Here is a 16,872-nt window from a genome sequence, read left to right on the forward strand (position 1 = left end):
GGTACGGACGGCACCCTCGACCGCGGCCCCCCACTGACGAGACCGAGTTCGCGTTCCATCAACCGGGCCACCGCCATAGCTGCGTGAATAGCCGACTCATCGAATGACAGATCCGGTTCGAGAGCGGCATACAGTACCGCGGCCACCGCGCCGTCCTCGCATACTGGCACCGCCATGATCGCACCGAGACCGGTGTCGTCGATCTCCGCGGCGGTGGATCGCAGCGCTCTTCGCGCGGCAGCTCGATCATTGATGACGACCGGCCGGCAATGCTTGACGACCTGACCGCCGATTCCCATCCCGGCTGGGATCTCGACACCGATCAGCCCGGCCGGCCCCGGCCCGTCCACGTTGGTGATGGTCAGGGTGCGGGAATGGAGTGCGACCATTCCCCCGAAAGTAATGTGTGCACCCGATGAGGCCCGCAGGCGCGCGAGCGCCCGAGGCAGAACAGTTTGCATACGGCTAGGAATAGCCAGTGTAAGAGTCATGAGCATCCCCTTCCCCAACCTGCCCAGACGTCGCGAATCCTAGCACCGTCTTTACAATAAGCACAAACAAATACCGACGAAACGGACTTTACATATCTGCATGAGAGTTGGGGGCCGCGGGCGCGTAGTGGACTCCGTGGCTTCATCGCTACCACCCATCAGGTTCCGGCAACGTACCAGGAAAGTGTCAGGAATGTATCGGGGAGCGCACGGTGAGCGGGTCCGTTCGGGCCATGGCACGCAGCCGGGCTAACCCGGCGAGGAGCTGAAGTTCGGCGACCGAACGGGGAGAGCTGTCGAGCAGCGCCGGTGACATGACCAGCGCCGCCGCCACCTGTGCCCGGGAGATCGCGACGTTGAGCCGGTTGCGGGAGAGCAGGAAGTCCAGCCCCCGCGGCGCCTGGGCCGAGCTGGACGTGGTGAGCGAGGTGATGACGACGGCTGCCTCCTGGCCCTGGAAACGGTCCACCGTCCCGACCCGCACCCCGGGCAGGCCCGCCTTGCCCAGCGCGTGCTCGACCGCCCGCACCTGCCGGTTGTAGGGGGCGACGACCAGCAGGTCGCTGCCGAGGAGCGGGCGCGGGGGCCCGCCGTCGACGAGGGTACGACCGAGCAGGTGGCGAACGATGTCACGGATCACAGCAACCTCCTCGTCCGACCGGGTGCCGTTGTCGTGATGCTCGACGTCGTGCAGGTACAGCCCGGCCGGTACACCCGCCACGGCGCGCGTCCCGGCCACCGGATGCGCGTGCAGCAGCCCCCGGTACGCCAGCGCCGACACCGGCGCGCATACGGCCGGGTGCAGCCGGCGGGTCCGATCGAGGAAGTAGCCGAACTCGGGCGGGATCACCTCGGCGTCGCCGAGCAGATGCGACAGCGCCGAGGCGTCCGCGCCGTCCGGATGGATGCCGGCCACCACCTGCGGCAGTTGCTGCGGATCGCCGAGGAGCACGAGGTTGCGGGCCGCGCCGGCCACCGCGAGGGTATCTGCGAGCGCGAACTGCCCCGCCTCGTCAATGATCAGAACGTCGAAGGGGTCACCACGCAGCACCGGGTTCGCGAACGCCCAGGCGGTGTCCCCGACCAGGTGGCCCTCGGGGTGCTCCCGGCGCCACGCCGCAAGTGCCCGCAGATCCCGCGGACCGTCCCAGGGCGGGAACACGCCCGGAGCCGCCTGAGCCGGCTTCGCCCCGGACCGCTGTTTCTTCGCGGCGGGCACCGCGGGGCGCCAGGCGGGCACGGCGTCCGCGGCCCGGGCGTCGGCGGCCCCGGTATCCGCGGCTTGGGCGTCCGCGGGATTCGGGTCCGCCGGCGGCTGGCCGGTCGCGGCGAGCATCGCGTTCTCGATCGCCTTGTGACTGGTCGAGCAGACCCCGACCGTGCGCCCCTGCTCGACGAGATGGCGGATGAGCCTGCCGGCGAGGTAGGTCTTGCCCGCCCCAGGCGGCCCCTGCACGGCCAGGTAGGAGCCGTCGAGCGCGCTCACCGCGGCGAGCACGGCGGCGATCTGGTCTCCGTCGTGCTCGCCGGGCGCCGGCAGGTCGCCCCGGCCGATCAGCCGCGGGGGGCGACGGCGCAGCAGGTCCAACGCGGGGTCCGCAGGCAGGTCCGGCAGGGCGTCGGCGGTCCGGCGGGCGAGGTCGCGGATCGCCGCCGGCTTGGGTTCCGGACGCACCGGCGATCCGGGCAGCACGGCGAGGGGCGGCCTGCGGGCCACGTCGTCGGGGGCGACGCTCTCCCGCAGCAGCAGCGTGTGCGGCTCGGCCCGCTCGACGACCGCGTCGGTGGTAACGCCCTCGGCCCCGGGCGGTCCCGGGTAGAGCAGCCGCACCGCCTCGCCGCGGTCGAAGGGATGCGGACGGTCCGCATCGACGCGGGCCTGCAGCAGTCGACGACTCCGCCGCCGTCGCCCGGCCGGTTCGACCCAGTCCTCGACAACGGTCCAGCTCACCGGGACCGCGCAGTCGTCAGCCGATTCCAGCGTGGCGCGATCGGCGGTCAGCGCCGCGAAGTACGACCACCAGGCGGGCTTGTTCTCACGCCGGTGGTATCCGACGGCCGCGGCGAGCAGGGCGCGCGCCCGCTCGTCGTCCGTCCAGTCAGCCGGGTCGTCGGGAAGACCCGCGACGAGGGTGTCGACGAGCGCGTCGTCGGCGGCGTCGGCGTCGGCGGGGTCTACCGGGTCGGTGCCGGAGGCTGTGGAGGTCGGGGCGGCGAGGTCGATCCGCGGCGTGCCGCCGTCGGCCTCCCGCAGGCCCAGCAGCCAGCGGTGCAGTCGGTGGGTCGACACGCAGTCGATCCGGTTGTAGTCGGCGATCTGAGCGAGGACGCGGTCGGCCGCGGCGAGCTCCCCGGCGGCGCGGTGTGCCAGGAAGCTCTCGTACGCCACGATGCTGTCGATGGCGTTCTTCACCTCGGCCTGCCGGGCACCGGGCAGGAACAGCGGTTCGAGGTATTTGATCGAGTAGGACGGCTGGGAGATCCGCAGGCTGCGCCGGACCACGGCGTAGAGATCCACCAGCCGGTGCCCAGCGAGCAGATCGTCGACCTGCCGTTCCCGCGTGCCGTGTCGCGCGGCCAGCCGGCGCAACGCGTTCGGCTCGTAGGGCGCGTAATGGTAGATGTGCGCGCCGGGGTGCGCGCGCAACCGCTCCGTCGCCCAGTCGACGAAACGCTCGAACGCCTGCCGCTCCCCCGCCCGATCATGCGCCCAGAACGCCCGGAAGACCTCGCCGTCCGCGAGGGTGACCGCGCCGAACAGGTACTCCAGACCGGCGGCGTCCAGCGCGTACGGATCGCCCTCCATATCGAAGTAGATGTCACCGGGATCGGGCGCCGGAAGGGCCGCGAGCCCCTCCGGGCCGGTCATCCGGACGGTCACCGTCCCGACCGGGTCGTCCGCGGTCCGCGTCGCATCCTGCGCGGCCTGCAGTTCCGCCTGAAGACGCAGTCCCGCGAATGTCGCCGGGGACATCGTCGCGGGCCGCTGGTCGTCGCGGGCCGCGGCGAGCTCCTCCACCGCGGTGATGCCAGCCGCGCGCAGCACCCGTCGCTGGTCGCCGCGCAGCCCGGCGACCAGCGACAGGTCGCGGGCCTCCGCCCGGCCGCGCGTGCAGTGCGCGCTGAACGCGCAGGTGGCGCAGGCCGACCGGGGCTCGGCCCAGGATGGTTCGGGAACCACGGGGGCGACCGCCAGCCGATCGGCGAGACGGCTTCGCGCGTGCCCGACCATCGGCACGACATCGTCGACCCGGAACCTGCGCACAACCCCGGGCGCGGGAGCGGTGGCCCGCTGCGCGGGATGCAACAGATGCATGAACCGCGGAACGGGTACGCCCACCGACGGTAAGGCCGCCGCGTAGGCGGCGAGCTGCAGCACGGCTCCCGGACTGGCGTGCCGGGCGAGCTTGGCGTCGTAGGGCTCGTAGCGGCCCGCGACCGCGGGCCCGGTCGACGCGCCGGTGATCGGATCGAGATGCGCCGCGATGAGGAAGTCGGGGCGCCCCTGGAACGCGCCGTCGAACAGCGCCCCCTGGTAGACGACGGGAACCCCGGCGGCCAACGCCTGGCGGGTCCGCTCGTGGGCCCGGGCCAGGGCGGCGAGCGTGGGGGCGGGCCGCTCGATCGCCACGACCCCGTCCGCGCCGAAACACCGGCGCAGATGCTCCAGCCAGCGTCGTTCGTGCGCCTCGCCGTGCCGCACGGCAGTGGTGTCCGCGGGGGTCAGGCGCACCCGGTCGATCCGGCGCGGCCCGTCATCCGATGTCTCCCCAGTCACCAGCCCGGCGGCGAGCGCGTGCGCAAGCCCGACGCGATGCCCACACTCGACGACATCGACAAGATCACTGGCGGAAACCACCCAGCGGTCCTCGAACCTGTGCACGACACCATCCCCATCTGGGCCATCCCGTTTCCATCCGGGCCATCCCGTTCGGTCCCGTGCCGATCCTCTCCCGATCCGGGTTCACGGTCCGGACCAACCCGGCCGGGCGTGCCCCGAAGGACTGAACGCGGCCGGCCACGCCGCCCGCGCGAGCAGACCCGGCCCGTAGCCGACCCGGCCGGTCACTCCCGCCGGGCTGGAGGCAGCGGTCGTCGCCGTGCAGCACGGGCAGACCCTGTCCACGACCCGGTACTCGGTCACCTGCGACAGTTGGAGCGAGACGGCCTGGTCTCGCGCACGTATCACGCCGAGATGCCGCCACGGGTCGAGTACGAGCCGACAGATCTGGGTCGCAGCCTCTCGCCCGTCTTCCAGACGCTGGTGACGTGGGCGGATTCGCACCTCGACCAGGTCCACGCCGCCCGCCGCCGGTACGACGCCGGCGGACCGCCATGATCACGCGCGAACCCGGCCTCCTCGAAGACCTGACGGGCCTTGACCGTCACGATCTGGCACGACGGCACGACGGCACCATCGGCAACAACGCGGCAACGCGGCGCCCGGCCCTACGCGGCGACGGCCTCCAGCGCGCGGTCGAAGTGCCGGTGGGCGGCCACGGCCGTGGTGAACGCGGAACCGAAGTCGTCGAGCACGGACGGCCCCGCAAAGTCGCGGACCGTCACGACACCCCGGTCGGACACCACCACGTCACCCTGGTCGGCGACCCGCGCGCCCGGCAAGGAGGCGATCTCGAGCAACGACACCCCTGCGCCGACTGCGCCGATCGGCTTCGCGTGCTTGTACGCCTCGCCGACGTAGTGCACGGCCTCGCCGTTGTGTGTCAGTGCGGTGACACCGCGCTCGCCCGGGGCGACGAACACCGCGTCGTAGAGGACCGAGGACATGGTCACCAGCGTTCGGTCCACCGGCAGCGCGTCGCCGGACACCGTGGCGAGCATGCCTCCGTGTGGCGCGAGAACCTCCAGGATCGCGCCCTGTTCGCGCAGCGCGGCGGTGGCCGAACGCAATGCCACCTCGTCCACGCCGTCCGCCGCGAGCACCGCGATCCTGCGGGTGGCCACCCCGCTGGGCTGGTCGGCCTGGCTCAGCGCGGGTGAGGACCGTCCGTGGTTCGGGGTGCTCTCCGGTGGCACCGGCAGCCCGAGGTTCTCGGCGACCCCAGCCGCGAGTTCGTGGTCCACCTGGGCGAGATGTCCCAGGACACGCTCCTTGATCTGGGTGTAGTCGACCTTGCCGAGCTCGAAGCTAAACGCGTCGACGATGTGCCGCCGCTCCCAGGAGGACATGCTGTTCCAGAACAGGGTGGCCTGGCTGTAGAAGTCCTTGAAGCTCTCGCTCCGCTTACGGATCTTGTTCCCGTCGACCCGCTCGGCGTAGTGCACGTACCCCCCGTGCGCCGGATCGGAGAGCACCGGGCAACCGCCGCTGATCGAGTTCGGGAAGTACGACGTCTGGCTCTGCTGAATGCGATGCTGCCCGTAACCGTCGCGGGAGTTGTTGTGCACCGCCGCGACCGGCCGGTTGACCGGCAGTTGGGCGAAGTTCGGGCCGCCGAGCCGGATCAGTTGGGTATCCAGGTAGGAGAACAGCCGGGCCTGCAGCAGCGGGTCGTTCGTGAAGTCGATGCCGGGGACGACGTTCTGTACGCAGAACGCCACCTGCTCGGTCTCGGCGAAGAAATTGTCGGGGTTGCGGTTGAGCACCAGCCGTCCCACCGGCCGCACCGGCACCCGCTCCTCAGGAATGATCTTCGTCGCGTCGAGAAGATCGAAGTCAAACGCGTGCTCGTCGGATTCCGGCACGAGCTGCACGCCGAGTTCCCACTCCGGGAACGTACCGTTCTCGATCGACTCCCACAGGTCCCGCCGGTTGAAGTCGGGGTCCTTGCCCGCGATCTTCTGTGTCTCGTCCCAGACCAGGGAGTGCGTGCCGAGCTTCGGCCGCCAGTGGAACTTGACGAAGGTCCCCTGCCCGGCGGCATCGACGAACCGGAAGGTGTGCACGCCGAAGCCCTGCATCATCCGGTAGCTGCGCGGCAGTGCCCGGTCCGACATCAGCCACATCATCATGTGCATCGACTCGGGGACGAGGCTGACGAAGTCCCACAGGGTGTTGTGCGCGGAGGATGCCTGCGGGATCTCGTTGTGCGGCTCCGGCTTCACCGCATGGACGAAGTCGGGGAACTTGATACCGTCCTGAATGAAGAACACCGGCATGTTGTTACCGACGAGATCGAAGTTACCCTCCTCGGTATAAAATCTGACGGCAAATCCGCGTACGTCCCGGACCGTGTCCGCGGAACCGCGGGAACCGCCGACGGTCGAGAACCGTACGAACACCGGGGTACGCCGGCCGGCCTCGCCCAGGAAGTGCGCCCGGGTCACGTCGGCGAGCGACTCGTACGCCTCGAAGTACCCGTAGGCACCGGCACCGCGGGCGTGGACGACCCGCTCGGGGATGCGCTCGTGATCGAACCGGGTGAGCTTCTCCCGGAAGTGGAAGTCCTCCAGCAGCGTCGGACCGCGTTCCCCCGCCGCGAGCGAGTCGTCGGTGTGTTCGACACCGATCCCCTGGTCGGTGGTCATGCGGGCGCCGTCGTCGCCGACTCGGACGGCGTCGAGCTGCTGCTGCTTCGCGTCGTCCCGCGGGAGGCGCGACGTCCCAGGATCGGTCATGATGGTCACCTCGCTGACTGCCTGATGCTGTCCGGACGTACCCGGACCTACCCGCGACGACACGAGTAAATCTCGCTTCCGGACGGCGTCGCGCCGGCGTCGCGGTCTTCCCCACCGCCGACGGGAACCGGCGACGAACCAGCGACGAACCAGCGAGGAACCGGCGACGAACCAGCGAGGAGGCATCCGTTGCGGGAGAACCTGGCGGAGTCACGCAGCATCGCCCGGCTGCTCCACCCGCGCACGGTCGCCGTGGTGGGGGCAAGCCGCGAGCCGGGCTCGGTCGGTCACGAGGTCTTCCGCCGGCTGCTCACCAGCGAGTTCACCGGCTCTGTCTATCCGGTCAACGCCGCGGCAACCCATGTGGCATCCGTCTACGCCTACCGGGACCTGTGTGACGTCCCAGTCGAGATCGACCTCGTGGTCGTCGCGGTGCCGGCGCCACGGGTCGCCGAGGTCATGCGGGCCTGCGCGGAGAAGGGGGTACGCGCCGTCATTGTGGTCGCGGCCGGCTTCGCCGACGGTGGTGACGAGGGACGGGCCCGGCTCGCGGACGTTATCCGGATCGCCCGTGACGGCGGCATGCGACTGATCGGGCCGAACGCGATGGGCGTCATCAACACCGTCCCGACGGTCCGGCTGCACGCCACCTTCGCGGTCGGCGACCCCCCGCCCGGCCGGGTCGGCCTGTTCACCCAGTCCGGGGCGCTCGCGGGCACGTTCCTCACCGACGCCTCCCGGCGCGCCCTGGGCATCTCCACGTTCGTCTCGATCGGGGACCGCTCGGACGTCTCCTGCAACGACCTGCTGCGGTACTGGCGCTCCGATCCACGAACCGGCGTGGTCATGTTGCATCTGCAGAGCCTGGGCAACCCACGCCGGTTCGCCCGGATCGCCCGCGAGCTCAGCCGGCACAAGCCGGTCGTGGCACTCAAGAGCGGGCGGGAGGCCGCCCACAGCGACATCGACGCCCTGTTCAGCAGCGCCGGAGTGATCCGCGTCGACACGTTGAGCCAGCTGTTCGACACGGCCCAACTGCTGGCCTGCCAACCGCTGCCGGCCGGCCGGCGGGTCGGCATCGTCGGGACCTCCAGCGCGCTCGCGGCGCTCGCCGCCGACGCCTGCCGTACCTACGGGCTCGGCGTGCCGGCGCTGTCCGCGTCGACCTGCGCCGGCCTCGCCACGCTGGTCGGCCATCGGCACGCCACGAACCCCGTCGATCTCGGGCCGCTGGCCGATCCGGACCGGTTCGACGCCGCGCTGCGCGCGGTCGCGACCTCCGGGGACGTCGACGCGATCATCACCCTGGTCACCCCGCACGCGCAGGTCGACCGGCTGGCGAGCTCGGTGCGCGCGGTGGCCGTCGAGAGCGGCCTGCCGGTGCTCGCCTCCTTTCTCGGGCAGGATGGGATCCCTGCCCATCTGGCTGTCCGGGACGGCTCGGGTACCCCGGGCCCGGGGTCGGTGCCGTCCTACGCCTCGCCGGAGTCGGCCGCGCTCGCGCTGTCCCGCGCGGCCGATCATGCCGCCTGGCGGACCCGGGACCAGGGCAGCGTCCCTGTGCTGGCCGGCATCGGCCTGGACCGCGCCCGTGCCGAGGCCGAGCGCTACCCGAAGGACGGGGCGTGGCTGCCCGATGCCGCCGTCGCGACCCTGCTGGCCGGGGTCGGCCTGCGCGCCTGGCCGAGCCGGCGGGTCGGCAACCAGGCCGAGGCCCTCGCCGCGGCGGAGGCGTTCGGGTGGCCGGTGGCGCTGAAAATCGCCGACGAACGGTTCCGCAGCCGGCTCGACGTCGGCGCCGTCCAACTCGGAGTCGACGATGCGGCCGGGCTCACGCAGGCCTGGCAGGCCATCCGCCTGCTCCCGCCCGAGACGGAGCCACGGACGCTGCCGCGCACGCTCGCCGCCGACGGTTGAGCCCGCTCTCGGGCACGGGGACTGTCGCCCGGGAACTGTACGGTCGAGGAGTCAACACCGGCACCGGTACGGACCCAGCCGGTACCCGATCCAGCGGATTCGAGGACATGGATGACCGCCCGACAGAGGATCGCGTTCCAGGGCGAGCGGGGAGCCAACTCCCACATCGCCTGCCGGGACGTCTATCCAGACTACGACGCGGTCCCTTACCAGACCTTCGACGAGTGCTTCTCCGCGCTGGAGGAGAGTGAGGTGGACCTGGCGATGATCCCGGTGGAGAACTCCACCGCGGGTCGGGTCGCCGACATCCACCATCTGCTCCCCCGCCCCGGGGTGCACATCATCGGCGAGTACTTCCTGCCGATCCGTCACCAGCTGCTCGGCCTGCCCGGGGTGACCCTCGACGAGGTGAAGACGGTGCACAGCCATCCCCAGGCGCTGGCCCAGTGCCGGGAGGCGCTGCGCACGCTGGGTCTGACGGCGGTCGCCCACGCCGACACCGCCGGGGCCGCCCGGGAGATCGCCGAGGCCGGCGATCCGACCAGGGCCGCGATCGCCTCCCGGCTCGCCGCCGAGGCGTACGGGCTGCAGATCCTCCAGGCCGATCTCGAGGACGCGGACCACAACACGACGCGGTTCCTGATTCTGTCCGGCGAGAACCTGCGCGCGGCCGCCGGTGTCGGCCCGATCGTCACGACGTTCTTCTTCAAGGTGCACAACCGGCCCGCCGCGCTCTACAAGGCCCTCGGCGGCTTTGCCACGAACGGGGTCAACATGACCCGGCTGGAGAGCTACATGGTGGGCGGGGGCTTCGTCGCCACCCAGTTCCTCGCCGACATCGAGGGCAGCCCGGAGGAGCCGGCCGTCGCCCGCGCCTTCGAGGAGCTGTCCTTCTACGCCGACCACCGCATCCTCGGCGTCTACCGGGCGAGCCGGTACCGGGAACGGATCAGCACCGGTTCCGGGGCCTGATCGGCCGCCGGTGGAACGCGCCCCCCCAGCACAGGGGTGCCGACCCCTACGCCCATGCGGTGACGATCAGCGTAGTCGGGGTCAGGTGGGTGTCGGCAGCACGAATGTCGATGTCGCTGAAGCCAGCCCGGCGTAGTAGGCGCTTCCAGCTCTCCGGAGCGTGGAGGTACCAGCGCGTACCCGAGCGGGTAGGCCGTTTCATGCCCTCATCTACGGCGCGGACGGAAAAGGCCAGCAGGCCAGGCGTGGAGAGCCGGCGTCGGATCATCCACAGCACGGGCGTCGCGGGTGTCAGGCCGATGGCCCCGAACACGCTGTAACACACGTGGATTGGCTCGGTCTCGGTGAACAGGAACCGCAGAGCATCGGCGTGGCGAAGGTCAAGTGCCGGCCAGCGTGCCCGCGCCCGCCGGATCTGGGAGGGCGCCGCGTCGACGCCGACACCGCGGGCGCCACAGTAATCGACGAGGTACGCGAGGTTATCGCCGGTGCCGCATCCGAGTTCCACCACCGTCTTGCCGGACACATCCCCGAGGAGCGCGGCACCGGGGTCGCCGGCCCCGGTACGTGTCCAGGCGAAACGCGGCGGGCCGGGGGGATGGAGGAGGTCACCGGCCGCGATCCGGGCACGGGCGTGACGTTCCCACACGCCGACGTTCACAGCGACGGTGCCCACAGCAACGCCGTCACCTCGTGAAGGTGCCGGCTTACCACCGACGCCACGAAATCGTCCCGCCCGGGGTCTGGCATCCACACGGTGGCCTGATCGAGATACCATGTGATGATCCACAGCCGGTGCCAGCCCAGCGCCCACACCTCCGCAGGCAGGCCCGCGCGAGGCCGGGACGTCTCCGCCGCCCCGCCGGCCCTGATGTACGCCCAGATCAGCCGCCGCAGGCTCGCCGGGTCCGCCGGTTGCTGGGTGCCCTGCCAGGAAGCCAGGTCGAGCACCTGGGGGCCGACGAAACAGCGAGCCCAGTCCAGCAGCCACCACCCGTCCCCCCGCACGTGCAGGCTGGTCGGGTGAAACTCACTGTGGCACAGCCCGAACGGGGCAACGCCGGCCCCGTCCGCGAGCCGATCGGCGTGCGCCGCCAGCACCCGCAACGACCGGTCAAGGTCGGTGCTTGCGGTCCACCGTCCCGCCGCCCGTAGCTCCGCCAGCCGAGCCAGCGCCCGACCGGGCAACGCGGTCAACGCGGCCCCGTCCACCACCGGCAGCCGCAGCGCGTCGGGGGGGGTCGCGTCATGAACCGCGAGGGCCGCCCGCACCGCATAGTCCCCGGTCGCGTCCCGATCGGCGTAGCCGAGGTCTTCGAGCAGCATGCCGAGCATGCCGTCACGGACGACGCTCGCGACCACCGCCGGCACGCGCACACCCTGCCTGCGAACGTGCCGCAGAATGTCCGCCTCCGCGGTGAACGGCTCCCGTGCCCACTTGAAGATCAGACCAGGGCCGTCGGTGAAACGGACCCGTTCCACCCCGGACATCCCCCAAACCCGGACCCGCGTGCAGGACAGGGGCATGCCCCGGCCGATCTGGTCAACCAGCCCGGCCAGCAGCGCGGACTGTGGTGTGTCATCCATTCTCGATCTCCGACGACGTTTCCCGCCACGAGAGCACAGGCCGGCCGGTGACGGCGGGATACGGTCACCGGCCGGCCCCAGGGACTCAGGCCGTCGCGACGGAACCGGCCAGGGCGCGGATGGACGCGATCCACTCCCGCTTCATCGTGCCCAGGTCCGCGCGGAACCGGGCCAGATCGACCCCGTACGGCGCGACCACACCACCGGACATGTTCGGCGACGACTGGCAGCCGTGCACCAGCCGGCCGCCCAGCGCCGTGTGCGCCCGGACGGAGGCGACCCGCCGATACTCGTTGAAGAACCCGCCGTGGTACAGGTCATCGATCCGCTCCGCCGCCGCGGTATCCAGATCGAACACCACCTGCGCCGTCGCCGCGAAGAACCACGCTGGCCCGATGTCGGAGATGTCCCCGGACAGCTCCACCCGGTTCAACGCCGCCAACGTCGCCGACTCCCGCAGAATCCGCAGGTCCCGCGCGCTCACGTCAAGATCCGGATCGTCCATGACAGCCGGGGAGAACAGGTAGCCGTACACCTGATCCGCCGTCCGCAGAACCGCCGCCGGATCATCGGTGCGCTGACCGAACGCGCGGACGAACTCCAACGCCTGCTGTTCCACCGCCGCCGTGTCCGTCTCGGACAGCGGCAACAGCCTGTCGGTGACCAGGTCCCAGTCCACCAACATCCACACCGGCCGGTCGCTACGCCTGAAGAAGTACTCCGCCGGGTCGATCCGCAGTATCGGGCCGTCCACCGACACCCCCGGGATACGCTCCCACGCGGGGGTGAACGGCTGCGCCATCTCCACCTCGATCGACTCATCCAACGCCGTGGCCATCTCCACATCCCTTCCCGTCGGTCCTCGGCGCCGGCCGGGGACCCTGCGTCAGCCCGACCGGAGCCGCTACCGCAATCGTGATCCGGATCGCAGGGCGGAGGAATGTATGACCGTGCCCCGTACATATGCCCACGCCGAGGTCATGGCCCCCGACCAGGGCAGGCGGGTTCACGATGGCGTCATGTCCGCGATGCTCGGCACCGAGATACGCCGCCGCCGGACCGCCCCCGGCCTGTCCCAACAACGACTCGCCGCCCGCGTCGACGTCGACCAGGGCCTGATCTCGAAGGTCGAGACCGGCGCGAAGACCCCGTCACCCCGCCTCATACACGCAATCGACGACGCCCTGAACGCCGGGGGCGATCTGGTCGGCCTGCACAACCAGGAGACATGCGCCGAGCCCGACGGACACCGCGAGGCTGACCGCCGCCACCAGAAGGAGATAGTCAACATGGCTGCCCACCGCGCCCGTCAGTTCGTTCTGACCCATCAGGCGACGCTGACCGCAGAGACCATCGAACAGGTCTACGACGACGTTCGGACGCTCGCTGTCGCCTATCCCAAACAACCGCTCTCCGAACTCCTCGGACCGCTCGCCGAGGTACAGGACAACCTGTTCAGCCTCCTCGAACGGCGGCAGAAACCCGCCCAGGCCCAGCAGCTCTACCTACTCGGCGGCGTGATCGGCGGACTACTCGGGAAGGCAGCCCACGATCTCAGCGTCCCCCACGCGGCCATGACCCACGCGCGCACCGCTTTCGTCTGCGCCGAGCAGGCCGACCACGACGGGCTACGCGCATGGGTGCGCGGACTGCAATCCCTCATCGCCTATTGGTCTGGCCGGCCGCGGGAAGCCCTTCGCTACGCGCAAGCCGGATCCGCGTTCGCCGCCTGCAGCGGCGGCACCGTCGCCGTCTGGCTCCCCCTCAGCGAAGCACGCGCATGGGCCGCAGTCCGCAACGTCGAGCAGACGCGCGCCGCGATCGAACGGGCCGAACGCGCCGCAGATGAGGTCACATCCGACGACCTCGACGAGATCGGCGGCATCTGCACCTTCTCCCACGCCCGCCAGACCTACTACGCCGCCGACGCACTGCACTGGCTACCCACCGAAGCCGACAGCGCCGAAACCTACTCCGCACAGGCCGTGGACGCCTACAGCGACACCAACCGGCCCGAGTGGGCGTTCGGTGACCAGGCCGGCAGCCACACTGGCCTTGCGTTCGCCCGCATCGCCCGCGGCGACCTCGACGGCGCCGCCGATGCCGTCATGCCGGTCCTCGGTCTGATCCCCGAACAACGGATCAACGGAATCGTGCACTCTGTGCAGCGCCTTCACCGCGCCATCGCCACGTCCGATCTCGGTGTCGACCCGGCCGCCCGTAGCCTCCAAGAGGAGATAGAGACCTTCACCCGCACTCCCGCGAACGCTCTGCCACGGTAGACGGGTGACCCTCCACCCCCTCCAGCTCGCCGGTACGGCCGTCACGCTCCGCGAGTTCACCGCGGACGACAGCAAGGCCGTCCATGGCCTTGTCGGCGATCGGCGCGTCACCGACTACCTAGCGTTTGACGCCAAGAGTCTCGAACAGTCCGACACCATGCTCGCCGGCATACTCGACCGTGCCCGCCAGCAGCCCCGCACCGAGTTCTACATGGCCGTCGACCTCGACGCGACCCTGATCGGCTTCGCCCGCCTCGGCCTCAGCGGCGTGCAAGCCGCAAAACTCGGCTACGCCATCCACGCCGACCACTGGGGCCACGGCCACGCCACCGACGCCGTCCGCACCATCATCGGGTTTGGGTTCGCCGGCCTCGGCCTGCACCGGATCACCGCCGCGATCGGCCCAAACAACCCTGCATCCATCGCCGTCGTCCAACACCTCGGCTTCGCGAAGGAAGGACGCCTCCGCGACCACGTCCACACCAACGACGCATGGCGCGACAGCATCTTGTATTCGATCCTCGCCAACGAGTGGTCAGCGCGGGATGTCCGCCCCTGACGTGCCCGGCCCTGGGTATGTCGTCGCAGACTTTCTCTACCGCCTTGAAGGCCGGAAACGGCGAACGGCCGGCAACCCCAGGCGAGGTCACCGGCCGCCGCACGGTCGCGGGTCTTGCGTTACTCGCTCTTTGTGATCTCTCGCTCGTCTTCCGGTCGGTTGCCGTGCCAGATGGACGCATACGTAGCCTGTACCGCCAGATCGGCCCACCAGGTAGCCGCCTCACGATCCGTGCTCATAGCGTCGACACAGACCCGCATGCCGCCCGGAAACACGAGTACCGGCCGACGGACCTGGAAACCCGGTATGACCGGCGGCATCTCGACTGCCGGAGGTTTCGCCGGATGCGCCATCAGCACCACACTAAGATCCGAACGCATGCTGTCCGGCAGCCGAGACTCACCATCTGAGATCATGGGCATAGGTCACGTTCCCTTCCAGGAGGGTGCGAGATCAAGGCCCTGGCGGAGAGGGTAGGAGCTCACCGCCAGGGCCGCCTATTGGGGCACCCCAAGAGTAGCGAGATGCTTGGGGTGCCGCAATAGGCTGTAGCCCATGGGCGAGAACGACCTGTGGACGACGGGCGATATTGGACGACGCCTCGGCATCACGGCCGAGCGTGCCCGCCAGCTTTCTCACCGCCCAGACTTCCCCGCACCTCATATCGATCAAGGTACGGTCCGTCTCTGGCAACCCGCCGACGTCGAGACATGGATCATGCAGTACCGACCGGCAGCCGCCAAGAACCAGCCGCAGCCCTAGGCCCCAGCCATACCGAGTCGCTGCGCTTAAGGAAGTGATCTAGGTCACATCTTTCGGTGTACCTCGCGAAGTTAGTGCAATGAGTACCCGTGGCACTGGACGCCGTCTCATGTGGACGAGTGGTCGCTGTCGATGACGAGTGACCAACGGCTGGGTGAGTCCCACTGCGTGGTGTAGATCGGGATGGGCTGGTTGATCGTCCGGGGTGGGGGTGTGTCGCTCCGGGACAAAGACGGCCATCGCGGGTTGCCGAGGGTGCCGCCGTGCCGCGGTTGGGGGCGAATGCCGGCGCTCGGGCCCGCGCTCCCTCCAGCCGCGCGGCGTCGCGCCGCCGCGGCTGTCATGGGCAGCGGACGACTTGGCCTGCGTATGACAGTCCGCCGCCGAATCCGAACAGCAGCACGTGCGAGCCCTTCTCGATCTTTCCGCCTTCGACCAGCTTGGAGAAGGCGAGCGGGATGCTGGCGGCCGAGGTGTTGCCTGATTCCTGTACGTCGCGTGCGATCATCGCGTTGACGGCGCCGATCTTTCGCGCGATCGGTTCGATGATGCGCAGATTGGCCTGGTGGAGGACGACGCCGCCCAGGTCTTCCGGTCTGATTCCGGCCTGCTCGCAGACGCGCAGGGCGATCGCGGGCAGAGCGGTCGTGGCCCAGCGGTACACCGCCTGGCCTTCCTGCGAGAACTTCTCCTCGATGACCACTGCATGGCCCATGTCGGGTATCGAACCCCAGACGACCGGGCTGATCTCCGGTTTTTCCGAGGCCACGACCACCGCGGCGCCGGCGCCGTCGCCGATGAGCACGCAGGTGGTGCGGTCGGACCAGTCGGTGAAGTCGGACAGCTTCTCTGCTCCGATGACCAGTGCCTTGGTTGCGGAGCCGGCGGCGATGGCCTGGTCAGCGACTGCCATGGCGTGCGGGTAGCCGGAACATGCGGTGTTGATGTCGAGAGCTGCGGGGGAGGGGGAGCCGATCTGGGCTGCGACCCGGGCCGCGGTGTTCGGTGAGCGGCCGAGGGCGGTGCAGGTGGCGACGATGACGAGGTCGATGTCGGAGCCTGTGAAGCCGGCGGAGCTGAGGGCCTTCTCGGCGGCTCGGGCGGCCATGTCTGCCACGGACTCGTCGTCGGCGATATGGCGGGTGCGGATGCCGACCCGGCTTTGAATCCATTCGTCGTTGGTGTCGACCCGCTTCGACAGATCATCGTTAGTCAACATCCTGGCCGGCTGGTAGTGGCCCAGCGCCAGCACGCGAGAGCTCATCGGTCTGGAATCTCCTTGATCTGCCGGGCAGTTGTGCGAGGGTAGTCAGATGATTACACGTCAACCGTACCGCCGGGAGTCTGCCATGCTCGATGGGCGCCCGGGTGTGCCGCGTCAAGATCTTGGCTCCGGGCGGTCGACGACTGGCGTCGGCCACGGCCTCTTCCCGAGCGGGCCGCAGGCCTGGGTCCGGCGCGGGATGCCGATCAGCTCGCAGAATCTTGAGGTCGGCAGCGCGTCGTCGTCGCGGTTCACCTCGAGATCCCGGCGGGGGTCAGCCGCCCCTCCGGCGGCCTCTCCTACGCCCACGGAGCGACATGAGCCTCGCCGGACGCGGTCTTGAGCTCGTCGACCGCGACCGCGCGAGCTTCGTCACACGACGACGGCCGTGACGCCCCGCCGGCGGCCAGACCGGCGCGGCCGGCCTCCAGGAACTGCCGCTTCCACTTCCCGACCGAC

General features: G+C 70.1%; 14 protein-coding genes. 6 read left to right on the forward strand and 8 right to left on the reverse strand.

Annotated elements, in window-relative coordinates:
- From AC08OP_RS07425 to AC08OP_RS07435, 3 genes are all read right to left on the reverse strand, one after another.
- Positions 1 to 497 (reverse strand): GAF domain-containing protein (locus AC08OP_RS07425; protein WP_476613509.1); only part of this gene is annotated, 497 nt, incomplete at its 3' end.
- A gap of 181 nt (positions 498 to 678) precedes the next feature.
- Positions 679 to 4,374 (reverse strand): TM0106 family RecB-like putative nuclease, encoded by a 3,696-nt coding sequence (locus AC08OP_RS07430; protein ID WP_476613510.1) that lies wholly within the window; start codon positions 4,372 to 4,374, stop codon positions 679 to 681.
- A gap of 81 nt (positions 4,375 to 4,455) precedes the next feature.
- A complete protein-coding gene (locus tag AC08OP_RS07435; protein WP_476613511.1) occupies positions 4,456 to 4,680 on the reverse strand; it encodes a hypothetical protein in 225 nt (74 codons plus the stop codon).
- Between the two features lie 6 nt (positions 4,681 to 4,686).
- Here AC08OP_RS07435 and AC08OP_RS07440 point away from each other — a divergent pair, with 6 nt between their 5' ends.
- Positions 4,687 to 4,830 (forward strand): winged helix-turn-helix transcriptional regulator, encoded by a 144-nt coding sequence (locus AC08OP_RS07440; protein ID WP_476613512.1) that lies wholly within the window; start codon positions 4,687 to 4,689, stop codon positions 4,828 to 4,830.
- A gap of 110 nt (positions 4,831 to 4,940) precedes the next feature.
- Here the strand turns inward: AC08OP_RS07440 and AC08OP_RS07445 are convergent, their stop codons facing one another.
- Positions 4,941 to 7,070: a catalase gene (locus tag AC08OP_RS07445; protein ID WP_476613513.1), complete on the reverse strand. Its 2,130-nt coding sequence runs from the start codon at positions 7,068 to 7,070 to the stop codon at positions 4,941 to 4,943.
- A gap of 189 nt (positions 7,071 to 7,259) precedes the next feature.
- On the opposite strand from AC08OP_RS07445, the gene AC08OP_RS07450 reads away from it, so the two are divergent.
- A complete protein-coding gene (locus AC08OP_RS07450) occupies positions 7,260 to 8,987 on the forward strand; it encodes an acetate--CoA ligase family protein (protein ID WP_476613514.1) in 1,728 nt (575 codons plus the stop codon).
- A gap of 111 nt (positions 8,988 to 9,098) precedes the next feature.
- On the forward strand, positions 9,099 to 9,959 hold the full coding sequence (locus tag AC08OP_RS07455; RefSeq protein ID WP_476613515.1) for a prephenate dehydratase: 861 nt from the start codon (positions 9,099 to 9,101) through the stop codon (positions 9,957 to 9,959).
- 46 nt (positions 9,960 to 10,005) lie between these two features.
- Here the strand turns inward: AC08OP_RS07455 and AC08OP_RS07460 are convergent, their stop codons facing one another.
- The 3 genes from AC08OP_RS07460 to AC08OP_RS07470 all read right to left on the reverse strand — a co-directional run bounded on the left by AC08OP_RS07460 (position 10,006) and on the right by AC08OP_RS07470 (position 12,384).
- Positions 10,006 to 10,635 (reverse strand): methyltransferase domain-containing protein, encoded by a 630-nt coding sequence (locus AC08OP_RS07460; protein ID WP_476613516.1) that lies wholly within the window; start codon positions 10,633 to 10,635, stop codon positions 10,006 to 10,008.
- Positions 10,617 to 11,546, reverse strand: a complete 930-nt coding sequence (locus tag AC08OP_RS07465; RefSeq protein WP_476613517.1) for an aminoglycoside phosphotransferase/kinase family protein — start codon at positions 11,544 to 11,546, stop codon at positions 10,617 to 10,619. Before AC08OP_RS07465 ends, AC08OP_RS07460 begins: the two co-directional genes overlap by 19 nt.
- A gap of 85 nt (positions 11,547 to 11,631) precedes the next feature.
- Positions 11,632 to 12,384 carry a hypothetical protein gene (locus AC08OP_RS07470; RefSeq protein ID WP_476613518.1) on the reverse strand — a complete coding sequence of 251 codons (753 nt, stop codon included), beginning with the start codon at positions 12,382 to 12,384 and terminating at the stop codon, positions 11,632 to 11,634.
- Positions 12,385 to 12,490: 106 nt separating this feature from the next.
- On the opposite strand from AC08OP_RS07470, the gene AC08OP_RS07475 reads away from it, so the two are divergent.
- The 3 genes from AC08OP_RS07475 to AC08OP_RS07485 all read left to right on the forward strand — a co-directional run bounded on the left by AC08OP_RS07475 (position 12,491) and on the right by AC08OP_RS07485 (position 15,149).
- Entirely contained in the window at positions 12,491 to 13,828 is a 1,338-nt protein-coding gene (locus tag AC08OP_RS07475; protein ID WP_476613519.1) for a helix-turn-helix domain-containing protein, read from the forward strand.
- Between the two features lie 4 nt (positions 13,829 to 13,832).
- Complete coding sequence (locus tag AC08OP_RS07480) at positions 13,833 to 14,387, forward strand: GNAT family N-acetyltransferase (RefSeq protein WP_476613520.1); 555 nt, start codon at positions 13,833 to 13,835, stop codon at positions 14,385 to 14,387.
- Positions 14,388 to 14,942: 555 nt separating this feature from the next.
- Positions 14,943 to 15,149 carry a DNA-binding protein gene (locus AC08OP_RS07485; protein WP_476613521.1) on the forward strand — a complete coding sequence of 69 codons (207 nt, stop codon included), beginning with the start codon at positions 14,943 to 14,945 and terminating at the stop codon, positions 15,147 to 15,149.
- 340 nt (positions 15,150 to 15,489) lie between these two features.
- On the opposite strand, the gene AC08OP_RS07490 is transcribed toward AC08OP_RS07485, so the two are convergent.
- Positions 15,490 to 16,413, reverse strand: a complete 924-nt coding sequence (locus tag AC08OP_RS07490) for a beta-ketoacyl-ACP synthase III (protein WP_476613522.1) — start codon at positions 16,411 to 16,413, stop codon at positions 15,490 to 15,492.
- Between the last annotated feature and the right edge of the window lie 459 nt (positions 16,414 to 16,872).

The sequence above is a fragment of the Frankia sp. CeRuru1 genome (assembly GCF_977966315.1).